This window comes from Halomonas shengliensis, from assembly GCF_900104135.1.
In the GTDB taxonomy this organism is placed as follows: domain Bacteria; phylum Pseudomonadota; class Gammaproteobacteria; order Pseudomonadales; family Halomonadaceae; genus Halomonas; species Halomonas shengliensis.
This window is the reverse complement of record NZ_FNIV01000005.1, coordinates 1-21,345: the sequence shown is the minus strand read 5'-3', so window position 1 is coordinate 21,345 and position 21,345 is coordinate 1. Positions and strand designations below refer to the sequence as shown.

Genomic DNA, 21,345 nt, shown 5'->3' with positions numbered 1-21,345 from the left:
AGGACTCGGCGCGGGGCCCCAAATGGAGGCGGCCCCGACAGCCGCATCCCGGCACACGCGGCCACCGCTACCGTTGCTCCCTTCCGGGCCTGGCGGGGTTTGCGGCTTGGCGTTGCGGGAGGACCGACGGGGCCACCACAGCGCGACATCCCGGGGATGTCGACCCGGCGTGGTTGGCGTTTGCGATCAACGCCTTGCCGAGTGCGTGCGCACTATAACAGCGCCGTCCGGGGCGGGCAAGGGCGTGGGGCGGCACAGGGCAGGATGTCGGCCAACGCTGGGTGATGTAGGATGAGGGTACCCTTCCTTACGTCATTCATCTCTGCACGATATCGCGTCAGGGAGGCTTACTCATCGCCGAACACAGGAGGCGCCCCATGAAGAAGGATCCGAACAAGGGCTACATCGCTCTGCTGGGCTGGAGCCTGAACGCCGTCGAAGCCGCCGAGAACTTCGACCGACGCTACGTCGTGGTGGCGCCGGACTGGGCCGAGGAGTACTGCGAGAAGCACGACATCCCTTACGTGCCGTGGAACTTCGAGCGCCTCAACGACCGCTCCATGGAGATCGCCGAGACCCTCAAGGAGATGGGGGTGAACGTGGCGATCCCGCTGTTCGAGGAGACCGTGGAGTGGGCCGGCGCCATCAACTCGGTGCTGCTCGATAGCCCTCGCCTCTACGGCCAGTCGCTGCTGCTGCGCGACAAGGCGCTGATGAAGCGTCGCGCCCAGCTGGGCGGCATCCGCGTGGGCATCTTCGAGGAGGCCCACGACAAGGAGGACGTCATCCGCTTCCTCAAGCGGGTCAACCAGACCCTGCTCAAGCTCGACGGCGACCCCAACGATCCCATCCACCTCAAGGCCTTCGACAAGGCCGGCTGCCTGGGCCACCGGGTGATCCGTACCCCGGACGAAGTCGATACCATCCCCGAGGAGGAGTTCCCGGTGCTGATGGAGTCGCACCTGGACGGCTGGGAGTTCGCCGTGGAGGCGTGGATCCACAAGGGCAAGATCGTCTTCCTCAACATCTCCGAGTACGTGACCCTGGGCTACTCGGTGTTCGTGCCGGCCTCGCCGGAGCTGGAGAAGTACCGTCCCCAGATCACCGCCCAGATCGAGAAGCTGATCAAGGCGTTCGACATCGAGTTCGGCCTGATCCACCCCGAGTACTTCGTCACCAACGACGGCGAGATGTACTTCGGCGAGGTGGCCTACCGTCCGCCGGGCTTCAAGGTGTTCGAGCTGCTCGAGCGGGTCTACGGCTTCAACGCCTACCAGGCCAGCATGCTGGTGTTCGACCCCAAGAGCACGGCCGAGGAGGTCGCCGAGTTCTTCCCCAAGGAGGTCGTCGACGCCGACGGCTATGCCGGCTGCTTCGGGGTCTATCCGCGCCGCCGTGTGGTCAGCAAGCTCGAGATCCCGGAGGAGGTCGAGGACGATCCCTACTTCGAGTCCCACGAGCTCACCGCGCCCATGGAGGAGACCGTCACCAAGCGCACGGCCTTCGGTACCCACTGGGGCCTCGTCTACTTCAAGGGCGACGAGGCGGCGCGCATGAAGGAACTCCTCAAGCATATGGAAGAGCTTGATTTCTATGTCTGATCCAGGCGTCATGGGGACCATGACAGCCTGACGACAAGGAGTCGGCGTGACCACGCATGACGACAACCAGCCGGGCGGCGCGGAGACGCCGCCCGACGACACCAAGCTTCGCGGCCTGCTGGACAAGCTCGACGAGGCGGTCGGCCTGCTCGACGCGGCACGCGACTTCGCCAAGCCCGGCAAGCTGCCCCGCGTGCTGGACACCGCGCGCCGGGTGCTGCTGCAGGAGGGGGGCGCGGCGGCCCTCGAGACGCGCGCCCAGACCCTCGAACAGGCCGGCGTCTTCGCCGGATCCGACTGGGAGACGCCCCAGTACCTGCTGCCCACCCTCACCACCCACGCGCTGAAGAGCCCCGACCCCAACACCGTGGTGATCGAGGCGCTCAGCGAACTGCGCCTGCTGGCGGTGGCCAAGGGCGACTACCTGCATACGGCGGTCTCCGCCGAGCAAGCGCACCACTACCTGACCCAGGTGATGGCGATCAACCTGTGGCTGCTGTTCGGCGCGCCCAGCGAGGCCGAGCGGGAGACCCAAGGACGGCTCGCCACCATCCCCCGCCACCTGTTCCGTCACCTGGCCGAGCGCATCGGCTACGAACATATCATCGACAGCCTGATCGAGGAGATCTGGCGGATCCTCGAGCAGCGGCCGATCCAGGTCGAGCCGGTCAAGCAGATGATCACCCAGATCGCACTCTGCCAGGCCAACCCCGAGATCGACCTGGGCGCCAGCGGCCAGGGTGCCGACCGCCTGGTCAGCTCGCTGTTCGGCCCCACCCGGGCCTGCCGCGAGGACCCGGGCATCGAGGTCTACCGCGAGCGGCTGGCCAGCATGGACAGCGCCGCCCTGCAGGGCGAGGCCACCGGCTTCGCGCGCGCCATGCACGACACCGGCCTGGTGTCCCCCTACCACCCGGTGCTGCTGCGCCACCTGCTCGACCACGGCGACCACCTGCTGGCCGAGGCGCTGGGGCTCTCCGCCACCGGGCGCGACTGCCTGCTCTGCTACCGCGAGCTGGTCTACGCGCTGATCCGCGGCGGCGTGCACCCGGCCACGCCCCAGGCGGTCTATGGCCTGGCGCTAATGCTCGAGCGCGGCATCCTCTACCAGCCACCGGTGGCGCCGGCGATGTGGCGCCAGCTGGGCCTGACCCTCTCGGAGTGGTCCCAGGCGCGGCTCAACCTGGCCTTCGGCGAGGCGGTCTCGCCCCGCGCGCGCCTGCTCGAGGGCGTGCTGTGCATGCTGGGCCTGCCGCTGGGCGTGGGCCAGGGCAACAACCCCACCTGCCAGTCGGCCCGGGCCCTCTCCATGTGGGCCTACAACGACCCGGACTACCTGCTGCAGATGGTGGCCTGGGCGGCGCGTGACGACGAGATCATCATGCACTTCGAGGGCATGCCGCTCTCCTCCATGGCCAGCCTCAGCGGGGTGGCCCAGACGCTGCCCATGGATCTCGATGCGGTGTCGCTGATCGTGGTCCCCCACCTCGACCGCATCTACGCCGAGATGGGGCGGCGCTGCATCGGCCGCGACGGCGACCCCCATCGCTGGGTCAACCCGGAGTTCCACGGCTGGTGGGCCGGGCGGGGCTTTCGCATCAACGTGGACGTGGCCACGGGGCAGCTGCATGAGCCGGAGACCTTCCTGCGCCACTTCTACGCCAGCTACCACCCCTACTACAACGGCAACCAGCCGCTGATCCACCCGCAACCGGCGGGCATCGCGGTCACCGACAGCGCCGCGCGCTTCATCGGCTGGCACGCCATCACCATACTGCGGGTCAACCTCGACCCCAGCGACGTGATGCGGGTCTACTTCTTCAACCCCAACAACGACAGCGGCCAGAACTGGGGCGACGGCATCAAGGTCAGCACCGCCGACCATGGCGAGCGCTTCGGCGAGGCCTCGCTGCCCTTCGAGCAGTTCGCCTCGCGCCTCTACATCTTCCACTACGACCCCCTGGAGCGCGGCGAGCTGGCCGAGATCACCCAGGCGGAGCTCGACCGGGTGATCGGCTACATCCATCGCAGCTGGGGCGCCGACCGCGTGCCCCCCAACGAGCTGCAGGCGGACGAGGGTCCCGACGCGCCGTGACCCCGTCCCTCCCTCTCCTGAACGAGTCCGGTCGCCGTGGCTAGCGGCGGCCGGCGGCTCGACCAACTGCTGCTCGCCCAGGGGCTGGCCCGCTCGCGTACCCGGGCCCAGCGACTGATCCGCCACGGACGGGTGCGCCTGGCCGAGGGCGGGCGGGTGCTCACCCGGCCCGGGGAGAAGCTGCCGGAGGATGCCCGGCTGGTGGTCGAGGAGGATCCCGAGGAGCGCTACGTCTCCCGCGCGGGGCTCAAGCTCGAGGCGCTGATCGAGGCGCTGGGGCTGGACCTGACGGACCGGTTGGTGCTCGACGTGGGGCAGTCCACCGGCGGCTTCACCGACTGCGCCCTGCGCTTCGGGGCCCGCCACGTGATCGGCGTCGAGGTGGGCCACGACCAGCTCGCCCCCGAGCTGCGCGCGGATCCCCGGGTGACCTGCCTGGAGGGCCTCAACGCCCGCGCCATGGCCGACGAGGCGCGCCTCGAGGCGGCCTTCGCGGCCCAGGGCGCCACAGGGCCCGAGCTCGCGGTGATGGACGTCTCCTTCATCTCCCAGACGCTGATCCTGCCCCAGCTCGCCGCCCTGCTGCCGCCGGGCGGCGAACTCGCCAGCCTGGTCAAGCCGCAGTTCGAAGTCGGGCCCGGCGGGGTCAACGCCCGCGGCCTGGTCACCGACCCCGAGCGCTACCGCGAGGTGGAGGCGAGGATCCGCGCCTGCTGCGCCGACTGCGACCTCGACATCCGCCACTGGCAGGAAAGTCCGCTGCGCGGCGGCGACGGCAACCGCGAGTTCCTGCTCCACGCCGTGCGGCGCTGACCCGCGGGGCGCGGCTCAGCGCCCCTCGCCTCCCCCCTCCCCGCCATCGGCATCCCCGGTGCCGATCTCACCGGGATCGCCCTTGGCCCCGGGCGCCGGGTGTCGCGCCGCCAGGGACTCGCCGTCGCGGCGCTCCACGCGCCGCTCGAGCCCGTCGCTGGCGCGGTGCAGCCGGACATCGAGCTGGTTGAAGGCGATCTCGATGCCGTGCTCGGCGAACAGCTCGCCGACCCGGCAGTTGAGCTCGTCGGTGGCGAAGAGCCGGTCGCCGAGGCTGTTGACGAAGATGCGCAGCTCGAAGTCCAGGGTGCTGGCCCCGTAGCTCATGAAGAACACCTGGGGCTCGGGGTCGGCCAGCACCCGGGCGTTCTCGGAGGCCGCCTGGCGCAGCAGCCGATGCACCAGGCGATGGTCCGACCCGTAGGCGACCCCGTAGGTCAGCACCACCCGGGTGATGGTGTCGGAGAGCGACCAGTTGATCAGCTGGTCGGTGACGAAGGTCTTGTTGGGGATGATGATCTCCTTGCGGTCGAAGTCGGTCACCGTGGTGGCGCGGATGCGGATGCGGCTCACCGTGCCGGTGAGGTTGCCCAGCGTCACGGTGTCGCCGATGCGCACCGGCCGCTCGAAGAGGATGATCAGCCCCGAGACGAAGTTGGCGAAGATCTCCTGCAGGCCGAAGCCCAGGCCCACGCCGAGCGCCGCCACCAGCCACTGCAGCTTGTCCCAGGAGACCCCCAGGGTACCCAGCGAGGCCACCAGGCCGGTGCCGACGATGGTGTAGGAGAGCAGCGAGGTGATGGCGTAGGCACTGCCCTGCTTGAGCTCCAGGCGCGACAGCACGCTCACCTCCAGCAGCCCCGGCAGGTTGCGGGCCAGCATCAGGGTCAGCGCCACGATCAGCAGCGCCGTGGCGATGTCGGCCACCGTCAGGGCATCGGCGACCAGCTCGCCCTCCCCCTCGGCGCCCCATACCGCCACCTGCTCCAGGTAGCCCAGCACGGTGAGCAGGTCGGCCCACACCAGGTAGAGCAGCAGCGCGAAGGCGATCAGCAAGATCAGCTTGGAGAGACGCAGCGACTGCTGGTTGATCTGCTCCATGTCCAGCGGCGGCTCCTCCACCACCTCGGGGCCGCCATCGGCGCCCTCGCGGGCCTCGGCGCGGCGCCGGGCCAGGGCGCGCCGGAAGGCCAGGCGCCGCGCCGCCACCGCCAGGCCGCGTACCACCGCCGCCTCCACCAGGATCCACAGCCCCAGCAGGTAGAGGGTCATCACGAAGCGGCCCACCAGGCTCAGGGCGGTGTACTCGAAGCCGGCCACCACCAGCCCTACCAGCCCCAGCGGCACCGCCGCCATGGCCAGGCCCAGCACCAGGCGGAACAGCCGGACCCCGAAGAAGGGGGTGTGCGCCAGGATCAGCCGCGCCAACAGGAAACTCACCGCCAGCAGGCCCAGCAGCAGCAGGCTCAGCGCCACGGGGCGGTGGCTGAGGCCGAACTCCGCCTCACGGGCCAGGATGGCGATCGCCAGCACCGGGACCAGCGCCACTCCCAGCCAGCCGAGCAGGCGGCGCAGCCGGGCGGCGTAGTCCAGCGGCCAGTGGAAGTGCTGGGTGGCCACGCCGTCGGCCACCAGCAGGCGGCGTGACCAGGCGATCACCCCCCAGGCCAGGGCCAGCTGGATGCCCGCCAGCCCCAGGGCGTGGGCGGTGGCGTCGCCACCGCCCCACAGCGCCAGGCTCGCCGCCACCAACAGCAGCGGCCCCGGGCCAGCCAGCAGGGCGTTGAGCAGGATGGCCAGCGGGGTATGCAGCTGGGTGTCGCTGCGCAGGCGGCCGATCTGCTCATGCAGGGTGGCGAGCCGGGCCTGGATGCGGCGGCGACCCCACAGCAGGGCCGCCGCCAGCAGCAGCGGCAGCAGCCCGACCAGGGCCCCCGCGGAGGGGCGCTGCCAGGTGGTCGGCAACACCTGGCGCCACTCCCCCTCCTGCCACTCCAGCACCAGGTTGGCGGGCAGGTGGCGTACCCAGGCGAGGTCCAGGGGGCGGGTGTTGGCGACCCAGAACAGCTGCTCGTCGATGGTAGCCCGCAGCGCCCGCGAGGTCTCCAGCAGCTGCTGCTGGTTGAGCTGCAGCTCGATGGCCGCGCTCAGCAGGCTGCCGTAGGTCTGCTCCAGGCGGTCGACCAGCTCGCGGCGCGACTGGTAGAGCCGCTGCAGGGAGTCCACCAGGGCATCGCTGCTCTCCACCCCGGCCTCCTCGAGGCGCTGGCGCGCCAGGCGCTCGCCCTCGCGCAACTGGTCACGCTGGCGCACCAGGTCGAACTGGCGCAGCCGCAGGTCGGCGATCTCGTCCTGCAGGTCGCGCCGTGGCGCCACCTGGGGCAGCGAACGCCGCTGCTCGCGCAGGATGCGCGAGAGCAGGGTCGAGCCGCGGATGGCGTCGATCTGCTCGTTGAGGCTGCGCTCGAGCTGGCGCACCTGGTCGAGGCGGCTGCGCACCGCCAGGCCCTCACGCACCAGGACGTTGCTGCGGTCGTTGGCGCGCAGCAGCTCCTGGCTGAGCTCGCGGTTGATCTGCTGGGCGCGCTCCAGTACCGGATGCCCCTCCTCCAGCAGCGGGTCATCCCGAACCGCGTCGGCGATCGCCTGCTCCGAGGCGATGCGCCGCTTGCGCTCGATGACGCTCTGCATCAGCGCCAGCTCCGCCTCCTGGCGCTCCTGCTGGCGGGCCAGCAGGTCGCGGCGCTGCTGGTCGAGCTCACGCAGCCGGGTGTTGGTGGAGAGCTCACGCTGATGATAGAGCAGCCGCGCCTCGGCCAGCGCCCGGGCCGCCTGGCGCCGCCAGCGACGCGGATCCTCCGCCGGCACCTCGCGGGTATCGAGCTCGTCCAGGTCGCGGCGCGCCTGCTCCACCGCCTGCATCGCCTCGGCGATGGCCTGCTGGGCCCGCTCGGGGAGCGTCTGGGCCGCCAGCAGTTGGGCATTGACCTCGGCCAGGCGGTCCTGGAGGCGCTGCAGCTCCACCACCGCCTGCTGCTGGCGGCTCTCCAGCTCGTCCAGGGAGAGGTCGTCGAGCTCGGTGGCGGAGAGCGGCGGGGCCGCCTCCTCGTCCGCCAGCTCGCGCTCCAAGCGCATCAGCTCCTGGGGGGCTTGGTCGACCCGCGCCTCCAGGGCCTCACGCCGCTCCTCCAGTTCGGCGAGGGCATCGAGGTCGGCCAGCGTCGCCTCGAGGCGCTCGATGGTCTCTTGGGTCTCGCCACTGGGGGCCTCCTCCCCCTCGGCGGGGGTGAGCTCCGCCAGGCGCGCCTCCACCGCCTCACGCTCGGGCAACGACACCTCCTGGGCGGCGGCCGTCACGCACAGGCAGAGCAGCAGCGCACCCGCCAGCCAGCGGACGCCACCGCGCTCCCACCAGCGCCCCCGCCACCGCGCCCAGCGGCTCATCGCCCACTCGTCTGGCTGTCGCATCACGCATGCTCTCCCTGATCACTCCTGCCGACGGATTCTCCGCCCCAACCCGCGGCAAGGCAATCGCGCGGTTGACTTGCCCCCCGGGCATGATTGAATGGCGGTTTACCCCCGACACCGGATGCTCCCATGCGTGCCCCGCTTCGCCCCTCCGTCGCCCTCATCGCCCTCATCGCCCTCGCCCTGCTGGGTGCCGGCAACGCCCAGGCTCAGGTGACCGATGACGTCGAGCGTGCCGCCCTCGAGGCGCGCCTGGCCGAGCTGCGCGCCGAGGCGGAACAGGTCCGGGCGCGGCTTCAGAGCCTGGAGCGGCAACGCGCAGAGGCGGCCCAGGCAGCATCACCCGGGGAGTTCGAATGGACCGCGCCGCCGCGGCTGCTCGCCCCCGAGGACGTGGCGGTGGTCGAGGCCGCCGAGCGCCGCCAGCTGGAGCAGGCCTCGAACCGCAACCCCTATGCCATCACCGCCTATCGGCGCAACTTCCTGTTCCCGGTCAGCTACAACCGCCACCCCAACCAGGCCTCCTACCAGGCGCTGACCGGCGAGGAGGCCATGGAGCGCACCGAGCTGATGTTCCAGTTCAGCGCCAAGGTGGCGCTCGCCGACGGGCTGTTCGGTGACAACGGCGACCTCTACTTCGCCTACACCCAGCGCAGCTGGTGGCAGGCCTACAACACCGAGGACTCCTCGCCCTTCCGCGAGACCAACTACGAGCCCGAGGTGTTCCTGAGCTTCGACAACGACTGGCAGGCGCTGGGCTGGGCCAACGTGCGCAACCGCCTGGCGGTCAACCACCAGTCCAACGGCCGCTCCGACGGGCTGTCGCGCAGCTGGAACCGGCTCTACCTGGAGACGATCTTCCAGCGCGGCGACTGGGCGGTGAGCCTGGCGCCCCACTACCGCCTCCCGGAGACCACCGGCGACGACGACAACCCCGACATCGAACGCTACATGGGCTACGGGGATGTCACCCTCGCCCGCCGCTTCGGCGACAACGAGCTCAGCCTGATGGTGCGCGGCAACCCCGGCGCCGGTCACATGGGGGGTCAGCTCGACGTCTCCTGGCCGCTCTTCAACAGCAAGGTCCGCGCCCACGTGCAGTACTACCAGGGCTACGGCGAGAGCCTGATCGACTACGACCAGCGCAGCCAGCGACTGAGCCTGGGCTTCAGCCTCAACCCGCTGTTCGCCCCGACCAGCGGCATGCTGCGCTGAGCCGCCACCTGGCGGGGTCGCGTCGAGCGACGCGGGCGGCAAATCAGTCGCCGCGGGCGCTGTCAAGGCAGGCCCCGGCTGCTATGCTGGGGCTGTCATTCACCGTCACAGGAAGACCCCGATGGCACATCGAGCCCCCCGCACCCAGGAATCCACCGAGCAGCTCAAGGAGGACCTGCACCAGCTGACCCAGACCATCGAGGAACTGGTCAGCGCCACCGCCGATGACTCCCGCGGCAACATCAAGGAGCTGCGCGACCGCGCCGAGAAGCGCCTCAAGGAGACCCGCGAGCGCCTCGAGTCCCGCGGCGAGCGCCTCTACGGCGAGGCCCGCGAGACCCTCGACCACCAGGTCGATGCCTGCGACCGCTACGTGCGCGACAACCCCTGGACCAGCATCGGCATCGGTGCCGCCGTGGGGGTCGTGGTCGGCATGCTCATCGGGCGTCGCTGATGGCATCGGGCCAGGGACCGGCTCAGCGGGTGTTCACCGCCGGCAAGCGCCTGCTGGGCAGCCTGCTGGCGACCGGCGAGACGCGCCTGCGCCTCGCCGTGCTGGAGCTGGAGGAGGAGCGTGCGCGCCTGGTGGGCCTGCTACTGCTGGCCGGCCTGGCGCTGATCCTGCTGCTGCTGGGGATCGGGGTCCTCACCACCCTGGTGATCGTCGCCTTCTGGGACAGCTACCGGCTCACCGCCATCGGCGTCAGCGCCGGCGTGCTGCTGGGCGTTGGCCTGCTGCTGTGCCTGCGGGTGATGCAGCTGGCGCGGCGGCGTACCCTGCTGGCCAGCACCCTCAGGCACCTCGCCACCGACCGAGAACTGGTCGAGCGTGACCGGCGGGAGAGCGACGATGGGCGCTGACCGCCACCAGGCCCCGAGCCGCGCCGAGCGCAAGGCCGCACTGGAGTCGCGCATCGAGCAGCAGCGCGTGGATATCCTGGTCGCCGCGGGGCGCTTTCGCACCGCGACCCAGCCAATCGACGACGGCTGGCACACCCTGATGCGCTTCAAGACGCCCCTGGTCGCCCTGGGCGGGCTTATCGCCCTGCGCCTGGCGCGCCGCCCGGGGCAGCTGCTGCGCCTCGGCCGGCAAGCCACCGCCGGGGCCCTGGTGCTCAACCGCGCACGGCGCCTGCTGCGCTAGGAGCCTGTCGGGTTTGACCGATCGTAACGAGGGATTCGGATTTCGAGACAAGTTTATCGATCTGATGAGGCGAATAGCGTGCTATTTAACGAATCAGATCGAATGAAATTGGTCGAAAGACCGGATCTCGCAGTAGATCAGTGTTAAGCCCGACAGGCTCCTAGCCGCGACTCTCGGGCGACAACGGCGGCGCGGATGCTTCCCGCGGCAGCGTCGGCAGCCCAAGCGCCTCCGGCGCCTCCCCTTCCTCCGCCCCGGCTACCACCAGGGTGACCAGCGCCTGGCCGCGGGCCGCCCAGTGCTCGGCGGCGTCCTGCATCAGGGCGGTGAAGGCCGCCAGGGCGGTCGCGTCCCAGGGGGCGGCGGGCACCACCACCACCCTGGCCCGCCGCGCCTCCCAGCGCAGCTCCGTCAGGCAGTCCCAGGCCGCATCCCAGTTGCGCCCGAAGTAGTCGGGAAACCCCAGGCTCGCCGCCAGGCCGTCGAGCAGTGCCTCGCGGCTCCAGCGCGGGGCCGGCCCGAGTCGATGCCAGTCGAGCCCCATCGTCTCGACCGTCGGGTCTGCCAGCGCCGCCGCACGCGACGGCTCGAGTCGATAGACGCCGGCATGGGCCGGGTCGCCCAGGTAACGCGCCAGGGCCTCACGCCAGGGCTGACCGCTCATCGCCGATCCTCCAGCACCCGGAAGGACGCATAGTGGTCATCGGTGTAGTAGAAGACCTCGGGAGGCTCCCCACCGGTGACGATGCGCCTCGCCCCGCGATGGGAGAGCCCCGGGGTCTCCACGGTGTACTCGCGGTAGTAGCCCCGCGGCTGCCGGGGAAGGTGCCCCTCGCGATTGAAGAAGGTGGTGCCGTCCTGCTCGTGGGGGAAGGGGCCGCCGCGCTCGATCAGCCGCAGGGTGGCCTCGATCTGCGCCTGGCCCGCCAGTCGCTGCTCCACCGCGGGCGGCTCGTTGCCCCGCTGCCCCAGCTGCCCCTCGAACCAGGAGAGACCCGCCAGGGCCAGCAGCGCCACCAGCAGTACCTTCTTCATCATGCCCCTGCTCCATCACGTCGGAAGGGCCCCATGATGCCGCGAGGCGCCGGCGGCCACCAGCGCCGCGACCGCCTGGGCAGACGCCATGGCCTGGGGTAAGGTGCCGACAGGGGGCCCCTGCCCCGCCCCGCCTGTTTCCGCCAGAGGAGCCTGCCATGACGCTCGCCATCACCCTGCACGTCCTCGCCGCCATCCTCTGGGTGGGCGGCATGTTCTTCGCCTGGATGGTGCTGCGCCCGGTGGCCGCCAGCCAGCTGGCGCCACCCCAGCGCCTGACCCTGTGGCACGGCGTCTTCGAGCGCTTCTTCCCCTGGGTATGGGCCGCCGTGGCGGTGCTGCTGGGCAGCGGCCTGTGGATGCTGTTCGCGGTGTTCGGCGGCATGGCCGGGGCGCGCTGGCATATCCACCTGATGCTGGCGCTGGGCCTGGCCATGATGGCGATCTACCTGCACCTGTGGTTCGCCCCCTGGCAGCGGCTGCGCCGGGCGGTGGCGGCCGAGGCGTGGCCCGAAGGGGGCCGCCAGCTGGCGACGATCCGCCGCCTGGTGGGGATCAACCTGCTCCTCGGGCTGCTGACCAGCGCCATCGCCGCCGGCGGGCGCTACCTGGCCTGACACGCGAGCGTCACGGTTCTGTCACATGGGCGGGACAGCGATCTGGTAACATCATGTTTTCACTGACTGACTCGGGAGATGCGTCTTGCGCATGCTGGCCCTCTACAGCATCAAGGGCGGCGTCGGCAAGACCGCCTCCGCGGTGAACCTGGCCGCCGAGGCGGCCGCCGCCGGCCACCGCGTGCTGCTGTGGGACCTCGACCCCCAGGCCGCCACCACTTTCTACCTGCGCGCCAAGCCCAAGGTACGCGGCGGGGTCGCCCGGCTGGTGAAGGGCAAGGCCGCCTTCGACAAGGTGGTCCGTGCCACCCAGGTGGCGAACCTCGACCTGCTGCCGGCGGCGCTGGCCTCCCGGGAGCTGGACCACCTGCTGGCCGAACGCCGCGACAACCAGCTCAGGCGGATCCTCAAGCCGATCCGCGACGACTACGACCTGGTGATTCTGGACTGCCCGCCCAGCCTCTCGACCCTCTCCGAGAGCGTCTTCGCCAGTGTGGACGCGCTGCTGGTGCCCATCGTGCCCACGGTGCTCTCGCTGCGCACCCTGGAGCAGCTGCGCGACTTCCTCGACGCGCGCGACATTCCCTGCCCGGTGTGGCCCTTCGTCACCCTGGCGGACCGCCGGCGCACCCTGCACCGCGAGATCATCGCCTCGCTGCCGGAGCGCTGGCCGCTGCGCCTCTCCCACGCCATCCCCAGCGCCAGCGTGGTGGAGCGCATGGGGCTCGAGCGCGCTCCGCTGCGCGCCTTCGCCCCGCGCACCGCGCCCGCCCAGGCCTATCGCCGGCTGTGGGAGGAGATCGCCCAGCGCCTGGCCTGATTGCGGCCTTCGCCTACAGGCTCAGCCCACAGGCCACCCCGCTGGCCCAGGCCCACTGGAAGTTGTGACCGCCGAGCTCGCCGGTCACATCCAGCACCTCACCGATGAAGCGCAGCTGGGGCAGCCCCGCCACGGCGAAGTCCCGGGAGGAGACCGCGCGGGTATCGACCCCGCCCAGGGTCACCTCGGCGGTGCGCCACCCCTCGGTGCCGGCCGGCTTGAGCCGCCAGCGCTGCAGCGCCTCGGCCCAGGCTTCCAGCCGCGCGTTGCTCTGCTCGGCCAGCACCCCATCGTCGCCCTGCCACTCCACCAGCGCCTGGGCCAGCCGTTTCGGCAGGCGCTCGCCGAGCCAGGTGGAGAGGCGCCGCCTGGGCGTCGCGTCGCGGGCGGCGCGCAGCGCCGCGAAGGCCTCCTCGCCCGGCAGCAGGTCGATGACGATCTCGTCGCCAGGTTGCCAGTGGCTGGAAACCTGGAGCATCGCCGGCCCCGAGAGACCGCGATGGGTGAACAGCAGGGGCTCACGGTAGCGGCCGCCACGGCAGCTCGCCTCCACCTCGACGCTCACCCCGGCAAGGGCCGCGGCGCGGTCCTTCCAGTGCGAGGTCAGGGTGAAGGGCACCAGCGCGGGGCGGGTGTCGGTGACGTCGAGGCCGAACTGTCGGGCGAGGTCGTAGCCGAAGCCGGTGGCGCCCAGGGTGGGAATCGAGAGCCCGCCGGTGGCCACCACCAGGGCACCGCACTCGATCGGCCCCAGGGAGGTGGCCAGGCGCATCCCCTCCCCGTGGCGCGCCACCGCCTCGACGCGGGTCTTCAGGCGTACCTCCACCCCGGCCCAGTCGCACTCGGTAAGCAGCAGCCGCACGATCTCCTTGCTGGAGTCGGCGCAGAACAGCTGCCCCGGCGCCTTCTCCACATGCTCCACCCCGTGACGTTCCACTAGCTCGACGAAGTGCTCGGGCCGGTAGCGCTTCAGCGCCGAGATGCAGAAGGCAGGGTTGTCGGAGAAGAAGTTCGCCGGGGTGGAGTTGAGGTTGGTGAAGTTGCAGCGCCCACCCCCGGACATCAGGATCTTCTTGCCCGCCTTGTTGGCGTGGTCTACCACCAGCACCCGCCGCCCGGCATAGCCGGCGGTCAGGGCGCACATCAGCCCCGCCGCACCCGCGCCGATCACCACCACGTCGTATCTCACTGGCTTGCCTCCGACTGCCCCGTTGGCGCCCTCAAGCGCGAGGCGCGCATTCTAGCAGCCGGGGTGCGAGGTGCCGAGGCTGGCCAATCATGTACAAGCCTTGTACATTGAACAGGAGACGATGCGGGATGGGTTGTGCATTGTTGTCACACTCTCGGCCTGCGTCCGGCATAGTCTAGGAAGGCGCGACTCGCCGCCTCAAACGTCCACCGACAAGATCACCCCCATGCCGCTACCCCTTGCGCTCCGCCCCCTGCCCATGCTGCTCGCCCTGCTGCTGGCCCTGGCGCCTCTGGTGCTGTCCTCCCCCGCCCGGGCCCAGCAGCCCACCGCGGTGATCGCCGCCGAGGCGCGCCTGGACGACTGGTCCGACCCGCTGCAGGCGCTGGGCACCCTGCATGCCGACGAGAGCATCACCCTCTCGGCCACGGTGACCGATATCGTGCGCGAGCTTAACTTCCGCGACGGCCAGGAGGTGGAGGCGGGCCAGCTGCTGGTGCGCCTGGCCGACGACGAGGCCCTCGCCGAGCTGCGTGCCGCCCAGGCGCTGCGCGACGAGCGCCGCAACGCCGTCAACCGCCTGAGCCAGCTGCAGAGCCGCAACCTGGCGCCCCGCGGCGACCTGGAGGACGCCCAGGCGCGGCTGCGCCAGGTGGAGGCGGAGATCCAGGCGCTGGAGGCGAGCCTGGCCGACTACCGCCTGCACGCCCCCTTCGCCGGACGGGTGGGCTTTCGCAACGTCAGCGTGGGCAGCCTGGTGACGCCGGGCACCGCGCTGGTCACCCTGGACAAGCTCGACGTGATGAAGCTCGACTTCACCCTGCCGGAGCTGGCCCTGGGCGAGCTCTCGCCGGGGCTGCCGCTCACCGCCACCAGCGGCGCCTACCCCGACAGCCCCTTCCAGGGCGAGATCGCCACCATCGGCACCCGCATCGACCCGGTCAGCCGCAGCGTCACCGTGCGCGCTCGGCTCGACAACCCCGAGGGGCGGCTGCGCCCCGGGATGCTGATGAACGTGGAAGTGCACCGCGCGTCGCGGGAGACCCTGGTGATCCCCGAGGCGTCGCTGATCCCCGAGGGGCGCCGCCAGTTCGTGCTGACCCTGGATCCTGACGACGCGTACCGGGTGACGCGCCGCGAGATCACCATCGGCGCCCGCCGCAAGGGCGAGGTGGAGGTGCTCGACGGCCTCCAGGAGGGCCAGCTGGTGGTGGCCCATGGCACCGAGCGGGTGCGCGACGGCCAGCCGACCCGCCTGCTGGGCATCCTCGACGACACCACCACGGTGCCGGAGCTGCTGCGCCAGGGGCGTGACGCGGCGGAGGCCAACGGCTGATGCGCCTCTCCGATATCTCCGTCCAGCGCCCGGTGCTGGCCACGGTGCTGGCCGCGCTGATCGTCGCCTTCGGCCTGCTCGCCCTGCAGCGCCTGCCGCTGCAGGAGTACCCCGCCATCGACCCGCCCATCGTCAGCGTCGACACCCGCTACCCCGGGGCCTCGGCCAGCGTGGTGGAGACCCGCATCACCCAGGTGCTGGAGGACCGCATCGCCGGGGTCTCCGGCATTCAGGTAATCTCCTCCTCCAGCGAGGACGGCCGCTCCAGCATCCAGATCGAGTTCGGCCTCGACCAGGACATCGATGCCGCCGCCAACGACATCCGCGACCGCATCTCCGACGCCGCCGGCAACCTCCCCGACGAGGCCGACCCGCCGGAGGTGGAGAAGGCGGACTCCAGCTCCGAGGTGGTGATCTGGCTATCGCTCTCCGGCGAGGACTACAGCATGGCGGAGCTCACCGACTACGCCAACCGCTACCTGGTAGACCGCTTCTCGATCCAGCCGGGAGTGTCGCGGGTGATCATCGGCGGGGGCCGCGAGTACGCCATGCGGGTATGGCTCGACGCCGACGCCCTGGCCGCCCGCAAGCTCACCGCCGGCGACGTGGAGGACGCCCTGCGCGCCGACAACGTCGAGCTGCCCGGCGGCGCCATCGAGTCGGATTCTCGCCAGTTCATCGTGCGCCTGCCACGCGGCTTCGCCACCCCGGAGGACTTCCGTGGCCTGGTGCTGGACGAGGCCGAGGACGGCTACCTGGTGCGCCTGGGCGACGTCGCCCGGGTGGAGGTCGGCGCGGTGGAGGAGCGCACCATCTTCCGCGGCAACGGCACCCCCATGGTGGGGCTGGGCATGGTCAAGCAGTCCACCGCCAACGTGCTGGAGATCTCCCGCGAGGTGCAGGCCGAGATGGCCCGCCAGCAGCCGGGGCTCCCCGAGGGCATGACCCTGGCGATGAACTTCGACTCCTCGGTGTTCGTCGAGGGGGCCATCTCCCAGGTGGTACAGACGCTGTTCATCGCCATGGGCCTGGTGGTGGTGGCGATCTTCCTGTTCCTCGGCAACCTGCGCACCACCCTGATCCCCGCCGTCACCGTGCCCATCGCGCTGATCGGTGCCTTCGGCGCCCTGGCGGCGATGGGCTTCACCATCAACCTGCTGACCCTGCTGGCGCTGGTGCTGGCCATCGGCCTGATCGTCGACGACGCCATCGTGGTGCTGGAGAACATCCACCGGCGCATGCACGACCACGGCGAGACCCCGCTGGTGGCCGCCTTCCGCGGCACCCGCCAGATCGCCTTCGCGGTGATCGCCACCACCCTGGTGCTGATCGCGGTGTTCGTGCCACTGAGCTTCCTGCAGGGCGACATCGGCCGGCTGTTCTCGGAGTTCGCCCTGACCCTGGCCGCCGCGGTGGCCATCTCCAGCCTGCTGGCGCTGACCCTGACGCCGATGATGGCCTCCAAGATCCTCAAGGCGGGCATGCACGAGGGGCGCCTGGCCCACGCCGTGCAGTGGGCGCTGGAGCACGTGCGCTGCGTCTATCGCCGCCTGCTGGAGCGGGTGCTCAGGCTACGCCTGCTGGTGGTAGCGCTGTTCCTGGCGCTGATCGGCGGCATGCTGTGGCTCAACGCCACGCTGCCCAACGAGTACACCCCCCAGGAGGACCGCGGCAACTTCTGGGTGCTGGTCAACGGCCCGCCCGGCGCCACCTACGACTACATGCTCGACTACATGGACGAGATCGAGGCGCGCCTGCTGCCCATGGTCGAGACCGGCGAGGTGGAGCGCGTGGTGGTGCGCGCCCCGCGGGGCTGGGGCAACATCGAGAACTTCAACAGCGGCTTCGTGATCGTCAACCTGGCCGACTGGGGCGAGCGCCGCTCGGCCTGGGCGATCATGGACGAGATTCGCCAGACACTCGCCGACCTGCCCGGGGTGCGCGCCTTCCCGGTGATGCGCCAGGGCTTCGGCTCCAGCGTCGAGAAGCCGGTGCAGTTCGTGCTCGGCGGCGGCACCTACGAGGAGCTCGAGAGCTGGCGCGACACCCTCTTCGCGCATATCCGCGAGGACAACCCCCGCCTCACCGGCCTGGACAGCGACTACGAGGAGACCCAGCCGCAGCTCGAGGTGAGCATCGACTACCAGCGCGCCGCCGAGCTCGGGGTCACCGTCACCGAGATCGGCCGCACCCTGGAGACGCTGCTGGGCGGACGCACCGCCACCCGCTACATCGACGACGGCGAGGAGTATGACGTCATCCTCGAGGGCGCGCCCGGTGCCCGCTCCAGCCCGAGTAGCCTGGAGAGCCTGCAGGTGCGCTCCCAGCGCAGCGGCGAGCTGATCCCCCTGGCCAGCCTGGTGACCCTGGCCGACTTCGCCGGCCCCAGCACCCTCAACCGCTTCAACCGCGTGCGCGCGATCACCATCGAGGCGGACCTGGCCGACGGCTACCCGCTGGGCGAGGCGCTGGATTACCTGGAGGAGGCGGTGCGCGAGGTGCTGCCCGCCGAGGCCCAGACCGACGTCAAGGGCGCCTCGCGGGACTACCGCGAGGCCAGCGGCGCCACCGTCTTCCTGCTGGGCATGGGCATCCTGGTGGTGTTCCTGGTGCTGGCCGGCCAGTTCGAGAGCTTCGTGCACCCCTTCGTGATCATGCTCACCGTGCCCCTGGCGCTGTGCGGCGCCCTACTCGGGCTCTACCTCACCGGGCAGTCGCTCAACATCTACAGCCAGGTGGGGCTGGTGATGCTGGTGGGGCTCGCCGCCAAGAACGGCATCCTGATCGTGGAGTTCGCCAACCAGCTGCGCGACCAGGGGATGGCCTTCCACGAGGCGCTGGTGGAGGCCTCGGTGACCCGCCTGCGCCCCATCGTGATGACCGCCGTGACCACCATGGCGGGCGCCGTGCCGCTAATCGTCTCCAGCGGTGCCGGCGCCGAGACCCGCCTGGTGATCGGCATCGTGATCCTCTGCGGCCTGGCCGCCGCCACCCTGTTCACGCTGTTCGTGGTGCCGGTGGCCTACGACCTGCTGGCACGCCGCACCGGCTCCCCGGGCGAGGTGGCCAGGCGCCTGGAACACGAGATGGAGGCCACCCCGGAAGGGCACTGAGCCCGCGCCACGCGAAGACGGCCACCCCAGGGTGGCCGTCTTCGCGTGGCGGGCTGTGTAGGTGCCGTCAGCAGTCACCGATACGTCGGCCGGTCACCTCGGTGTTCATCACCATCTCGCCCATCTGCGGCGACTGCACGGTGACCGTCACCTCGCCCTCGGTGGTCTCGCCGAGGAAGTCCATATGGCCGACGATGTCCGCCTGGCCGCCCTCGGCCGCGCACATCATCCGGTAGTCCATGCCGTCGACGGAGACGCTGTGCTCGAGCAGCTCGCAGCCCTCCTCCGCCTCGATCATCTGGAAGTCGGGGTCGTCGAGGTCGCCCTGGGCGATGCACTCGCGGGTGGTCTCGGTCTGGTCGGGAATCGGCAGGTCGCCAGCCACCGAGGTGGTGCTGGTGAACTCCCACTCACCCGGCACGATGTTGGGGGTCTCGGCCTGGGCGGCGAGGGGCAGCGCCAGCAGCAGGACGGCGGCGATGGCGGGGAAGGACGTGGTGCGCAAGGACATGGGACTCTCCCTGTCGTGGATTCGTCACCAGCATAGCCGAGAGCCGCCGCCCGGACACCTCGCAGCGCGATCCTCGCGCCCGACCCGTAAACCTCTTGCATTCGCGCACTTAGCTCGTTACCATACGCGCCGTTCTGACGCGAAAGGCGAGCCGCCCGGGCGTGAGAACCACAATGCGGAGGGGTGTCCGAGTGGTCGAAGGAGCACGCCTGGAAAGTGTGTAAGTCGAAAGGCTTCGAGGGTTCGAATCCCTCCCCCTCCGCCACCGAATATAGATAAGCCGCTGATTTCAGCGGCTTTTTCTTTTTTTAAATCTTTCCAGCCCATACCTGAGCCCATACTTTTGTCTTGGCTTCTCCTGGCCGAAACTGGTCCCTATCAGACACGTGTGATTCCAGCTTCCGCTGATCATCCATTGGATACCACGGCAATCCCCCCCCAGAATCAGAGTCGAGATCTTCCTTGGCCAGACCATCAAAGCGTTCCTGAACCATCGGACCGACACGGTGCCGGCCAGGAACATGCTCGTTACTCACGGTCGTGGCACCATCGGCAAGGCTGCTCGGTTGCCCTGGCTGGTAGTTGGCTCAGGAGCGGTGCGGTTTGTTTCTACAATCCCTTATGACTCCGCAGACGTCTCAGGTAGTCGATGTCGCGATCGTCCAATACCTCCAGCGCCGCGTTGCCGATGGAACTGTTGCCCAGAACAATCAGAACCGGATCGCCAACGAGCCCGGAGTCTGTCAACATAGTTGCCATATAAAATGACTTCAGCTCTTTAAAATCCTGCGGCCTGTGGCACTGGGTCCCGTTCGGGATTTAGGTGCACTACATCCGGCAGGCTGAGTTTCCGGATGTCACCTGACCACCGTTCCGGGTGGCGCTGCTTCGCGGCTTCAAAAACCTCTCGGCGCTGCGTCAGAATGCCTTTTGCCTCGCCGTTATGACGCTGGCTCGGCGTGACGTAGCGCAGGGCGCTGTGCCGGTGCTCATGGTTGTACCACTCGGTGAATTGCTGGACCCAGTCTTGTGCCTCGGCCAGTGTGGCGAAGCCGTCGGCGGGGAACCCCGGCCGGTACTTCAGTGTCTTGAAGGCCGACTCGGCGAAGGCGTTGTCGTTGCTGACCCTTGGCCGGCTGTACGACGGGGTGATGCCCAGATCGTAGAGCTTTTCCAGGAAGGTCGCCGCCTTCATCGGGCTGCCGTTATCGGAATGCAAAATCAAAGGCTTGTGACGATCGGTGAGGTGCTCTCGCCAGCAGGCCTTCTGGATCAGCTCGGCGGCCAGCTCGCCGGTCTCGGTTTCATAGACCTCGTGCCCAACGATCTTGCGGCTGAAGACGTCCATGATCAGGTACAGGTACCACCAGGTACCGCGTGCAGGGCCCGGCAACCAGCTGATATCCCAGCACCAAAGCCGGTTTGGCGCTGTGGCCTGGTGCGTGGTCGGCGGTCGCTTGCGCTGTGGGGCCTGCTGTCGGCCCCGATGGTGTTGCTGGTCATATTCATGAAGCACTCGGTACATCGTCGACTCAGAGGCCAGGTAGTGGCCCTTGTCCGCCTGATCGGCCACGATGAAGGCGGGAGGGCGGCTCCGATACTCCGGGGCGTTGCACAGCGCCACAACAGCCTCTCGTTCCTCGGGCGACAGCTTGTTGGCCGGCTCCGGGCGATCGGCGTCGGGGCGGCGATCCGCCGTCACCTCGCCTTCCGCAACCCAGCGGTAATAGGTTCGCACATGGATGCCCATCACCTGACAGGCCTTGGCCAGCCGAGCACCGTCACGCTGGGCGTCTTGCACCAGAGTCACGATACGCTGGCGATCCGGGAGGCTGGTCAGTCGTCCTCGTCGTTGGTCGTGCCCCAGATCGCCTCGGCTTTTTTTGACAGGGCCAACAGCGCCGCCGTCTCGGCCAGGGCCTTGTCCTTGCGGTGCAGCTCGCGCTCCAGCTTACGGAGCCGCTTCTGCTCCGCCTTACGCGCCTGTCGAAGCTGCTTGGCCTGCGCTGCCGCATCGTCGTTGGCGTTCATGCAGGCATCCCGCCAGGCCTCCACCTGCTCGGGGTAGAGCCCGCGCTCGCGGCAGTAGGCGCTGACTTCAGCCTCGTTCATCGGAGCTGTCTCCAGGACGATCTGGAACTTCTCCTGACTGGTCCACTGATCTGGCTGGGTAGAACGTGATGGCAAAACCTGTCCTCGTGCTCTGGCCTGTTTCCGCCAATTGTAGAGGGTTGTTGCTGTGATGCCTTCCTGCGCGGCCAGTTCCGGGATGGTCATGCTCATGGGCGGTGCCATCTTCTTGAGGATGGCTTCCTTACGCTCTGCGGGGTAACGCACGTTGATCACCTCTCAATCGGTTTAGGTGACAACTACCTTGACGCATAGGGA

At 69.6% G+C, this 21,345-nt stretch carries 17 protein-coding genes, 1 tRNA gene and 1 other RNA gene; 12 read left to right on the top strand and 7 right to left on the bottom strand.

Translation table 11 applies throughout. The features are described from left to right. Positions 1-32: 32 nt before the first annotated feature. An RNA gene (ffs, locus tag BLP95_RS08670) (signal recognition particle sRNA small type) lies at positions 33-129 on the bottom strand. A 248-nt stretch (positions 130-377) separates the two neighbouring features. Between ffs and BLP95_RS08665 the strand changes: the two genes are divergently transcribed. The 3 genes from BLP95_RS08665 to BLP95_RS08655 are packed head-to-tail and all read left to right on the top strand — an operon-like array spanning position 378 to position 4,509. After that, positions 378-1,601 (top strand): carboxylate--amine ligase, encoded by a 1,224-nt coding sequence (locus tag BLP95_RS08665; RefSeq protein WP_089678296.1) that lies wholly within the window; start codon positions 378-380, stop codon positions 1,599-1,601. Positions 1,602-1,647: 46 nt separating this feature from the next. Next, positions 1,648-3,696, top strand: a complete 2,049-nt coding sequence (locus BLP95_RS08660; RefSeq protein ID WP_089678294.1) for a transporter permease — start codon at positions 1,648-1,650, stop codon at positions 3,694-3,696. A 36-nt stretch (positions 3,697-3,732) separates the two neighbouring features. Beyond that, the gene (locus BLP95_RS08655) at positions 3,733-4,509 is read left to right on the top strand and encodes a TlyA family RNA methyltransferase (protein WP_089678292.1); all 777 of its coding nucleotides are present in this window, start codon (positions 3,733-3,735) and stop codon (positions 4,507-4,509) included. Positions 4,510-4,524: 15 nt separating this feature from the next. Here BLP95_RS08655 and mscK read toward each other — a convergent pair whose 3' ends face one another. Further along, entirely contained in the window at positions 4,525-7,977 is a 3,453-nt protein-coding gene (gene mscK, locus BLP95_RS08650) for a mechanosensitive channel MscK (protein WP_245678730.1), read from the bottom strand. A gap of 129 nt (positions 7,978-8,106) precedes the next feature. Between mscK and BLP95_RS08645 the strand changes: the two genes are divergently transcribed. From BLP95_RS08645 to BLP95_RS08630, 4 genes are all read left to right on the top strand, one after another. After that, positions 8,107-9,192 (top strand): phospholipase A, encoded by a 1,086-nt coding sequence (locus BLP95_RS08645; RefSeq protein WP_089678287.1) that lies wholly within the window; start codon positions 8,107-8,109, stop codon positions 9,190-9,192. 121 nt (positions 9,193-9,313) lie between these two features. Continuing rightward, positions 9,314-9,646, top strand: a complete 333-nt coding sequence (locus BLP95_RS08640) for an ElaB/YgaM/YqjD family protein (RefSeq protein WP_023006029.1) — start codon at positions 9,314-9,316, stop codon at positions 9,644-9,646. After that, positions 9,646-10,053, top strand: a complete 408-nt coding sequence (locus tag BLP95_RS08635) for a phage holin family protein (protein ID WP_089678286.1) — start codon at positions 9,646-9,648, stop codon at positions 10,051-10,053. The genes BLP95_RS08640 and BLP95_RS08635 overlap by 1 nt, the downstream gene beginning before the upstream one ends. Continuing rightward, positions 10,043-10,336 (top strand): YqjK-like family protein, encoded by a 294-nt coding sequence (locus BLP95_RS08630; RefSeq protein ID WP_089678284.1) that lies wholly within the window; start codon positions 10,043-10,045, stop codon positions 10,334-10,336. The genes BLP95_RS08635 and BLP95_RS08630 overlap by 11 nt, the downstream gene beginning before the upstream one ends. A gap of 160 nt (positions 10,337-10,496) precedes the next feature. Here BLP95_RS08630 and BLP95_RS08625 read toward each other — a convergent pair whose 3' ends face one another. Together BLP95_RS08625 and BLP95_RS08620 are read right to left on the bottom strand one after the other, a co-directional pair. Beyond that, entirely contained in the window at positions 10,497-11,000 is a 504-nt protein-coding gene (locus BLP95_RS08625; protein ID WP_176760255.1) for a barstar family protein, read from the bottom strand. Further along, positions 10,997-11,374, bottom strand: a complete 378-nt coding sequence (locus BLP95_RS08620; protein WP_089678282.1) for a guanyl-specific ribonuclease — start codon at positions 11,372-11,374, stop codon at positions 10,997-10,999. Before BLP95_RS08620 ends, BLP95_RS08625 begins: the two co-directional genes overlap by 4 nt. Positions 11,375-11,529: 155 nt before the next feature. On the opposite strand from BLP95_RS08620, the gene BLP95_RS08615 reads away from it, so the two are divergent. Both BLP95_RS08615 and BLP95_RS08610 read left to right on the top strand, forming a co-directional pair. Beyond that, positions 11,530-11,988, top strand: coding sequence for a DUF4149 domain-containing protein (locus tag BLP95_RS08615; RefSeq protein ID WP_089678280.1), 459 nt, complete (start codon positions 11,530-11,532; stop codon positions 11,986-11,988). An 85-nt stretch (positions 11,989-12,073) separates the two neighbouring features. Next, the gene (locus BLP95_RS08610; RefSeq protein WP_089678279.1) at positions 12,074-12,808 is read left to right on the top strand and encodes a ParA family protein; all 735 of its coding nucleotides are present in this window, start codon (positions 12,074-12,076) and stop codon (positions 12,806-12,808) included. 13 nt (positions 12,809-12,821) lie between these two features. Here BLP95_RS08610 and BLP95_RS08605 read toward each other — a convergent pair whose 3' ends face one another. After that, positions 12,822-13,997, bottom strand: coding sequence for a BaiN/RdsA family NAD(P)/FAD-dependent oxidoreductase (locus tag BLP95_RS08605; protein ID WP_089678277.1), 1,176 nt, complete (start codon positions 13,995-13,997; stop codon positions 12,822-12,824). A 226-nt stretch (positions 13,998-14,223) separates the two neighbouring features. Between BLP95_RS08605 and BLP95_RS08600 the strand changes: the two genes are divergently transcribed. Next, positions 14,224-15,333, top strand: coding sequence for an efflux RND transporter periplasmic adaptor subunit (locus tag BLP95_RS08600; protein WP_245678719.1), 1,110 nt, complete (start codon positions 14,224-14,226; stop codon positions 15,331-15,333). Then, complete coding sequence (locus BLP95_RS08595; protein WP_089678275.1) at positions 15,333-18,446, top strand: efflux RND transporter permease subunit; 3,114 nt, start codon at positions 15,333-15,335, stop codon at positions 18,444-18,446. Before BLP95_RS08600 ends, BLP95_RS08595 begins: the two co-directional genes overlap by 1 nt. 67 nt (positions 18,447-18,513) lie before the next feature. Here the strand turns inward: BLP95_RS08595 and BLP95_RS08590 are convergent, their stop codons facing one another. Beyond that, positions 18,514-18,957 (bottom strand): DUF3617 domain-containing protein, encoded by a 444-nt coding sequence (locus BLP95_RS08590; RefSeq protein WP_089678273.1) that lies wholly within the window; start codon positions 18,955-18,957, stop codon positions 18,514-18,516. 177 nt (positions 18,958-19,134) lie between these two features. Between BLP95_RS08590 and BLP95_RS08585 the strand changes: the two genes are divergently transcribed. After that, a tRNA-Ser gene (locus tag BLP95_RS08585) sits at positions 19,135-19,222 on the top strand. 513 nt (positions 19,223-19,735) lie between these two features. Here the strand turns inward: BLP95_RS08585 and BLP95_RS08580 are convergent. Next, positions 19,736-21,252, bottom strand: a protein-coding gene (locus BLP95_RS08580) for an IS3 family transposase (RefSeq protein WP_089678271.1) whose coding sequence is annotated in 2 segments (ribosomal slippage) — positions 19,736-20,815 and positions 20,818-21,252 — 1,515 coding nt in all. Because the reading frame shifts where the segments join, the coding sequence is not laid out codon by codon here. Positions 21,253-21,345 lie beyond the last annotated feature (93 nt).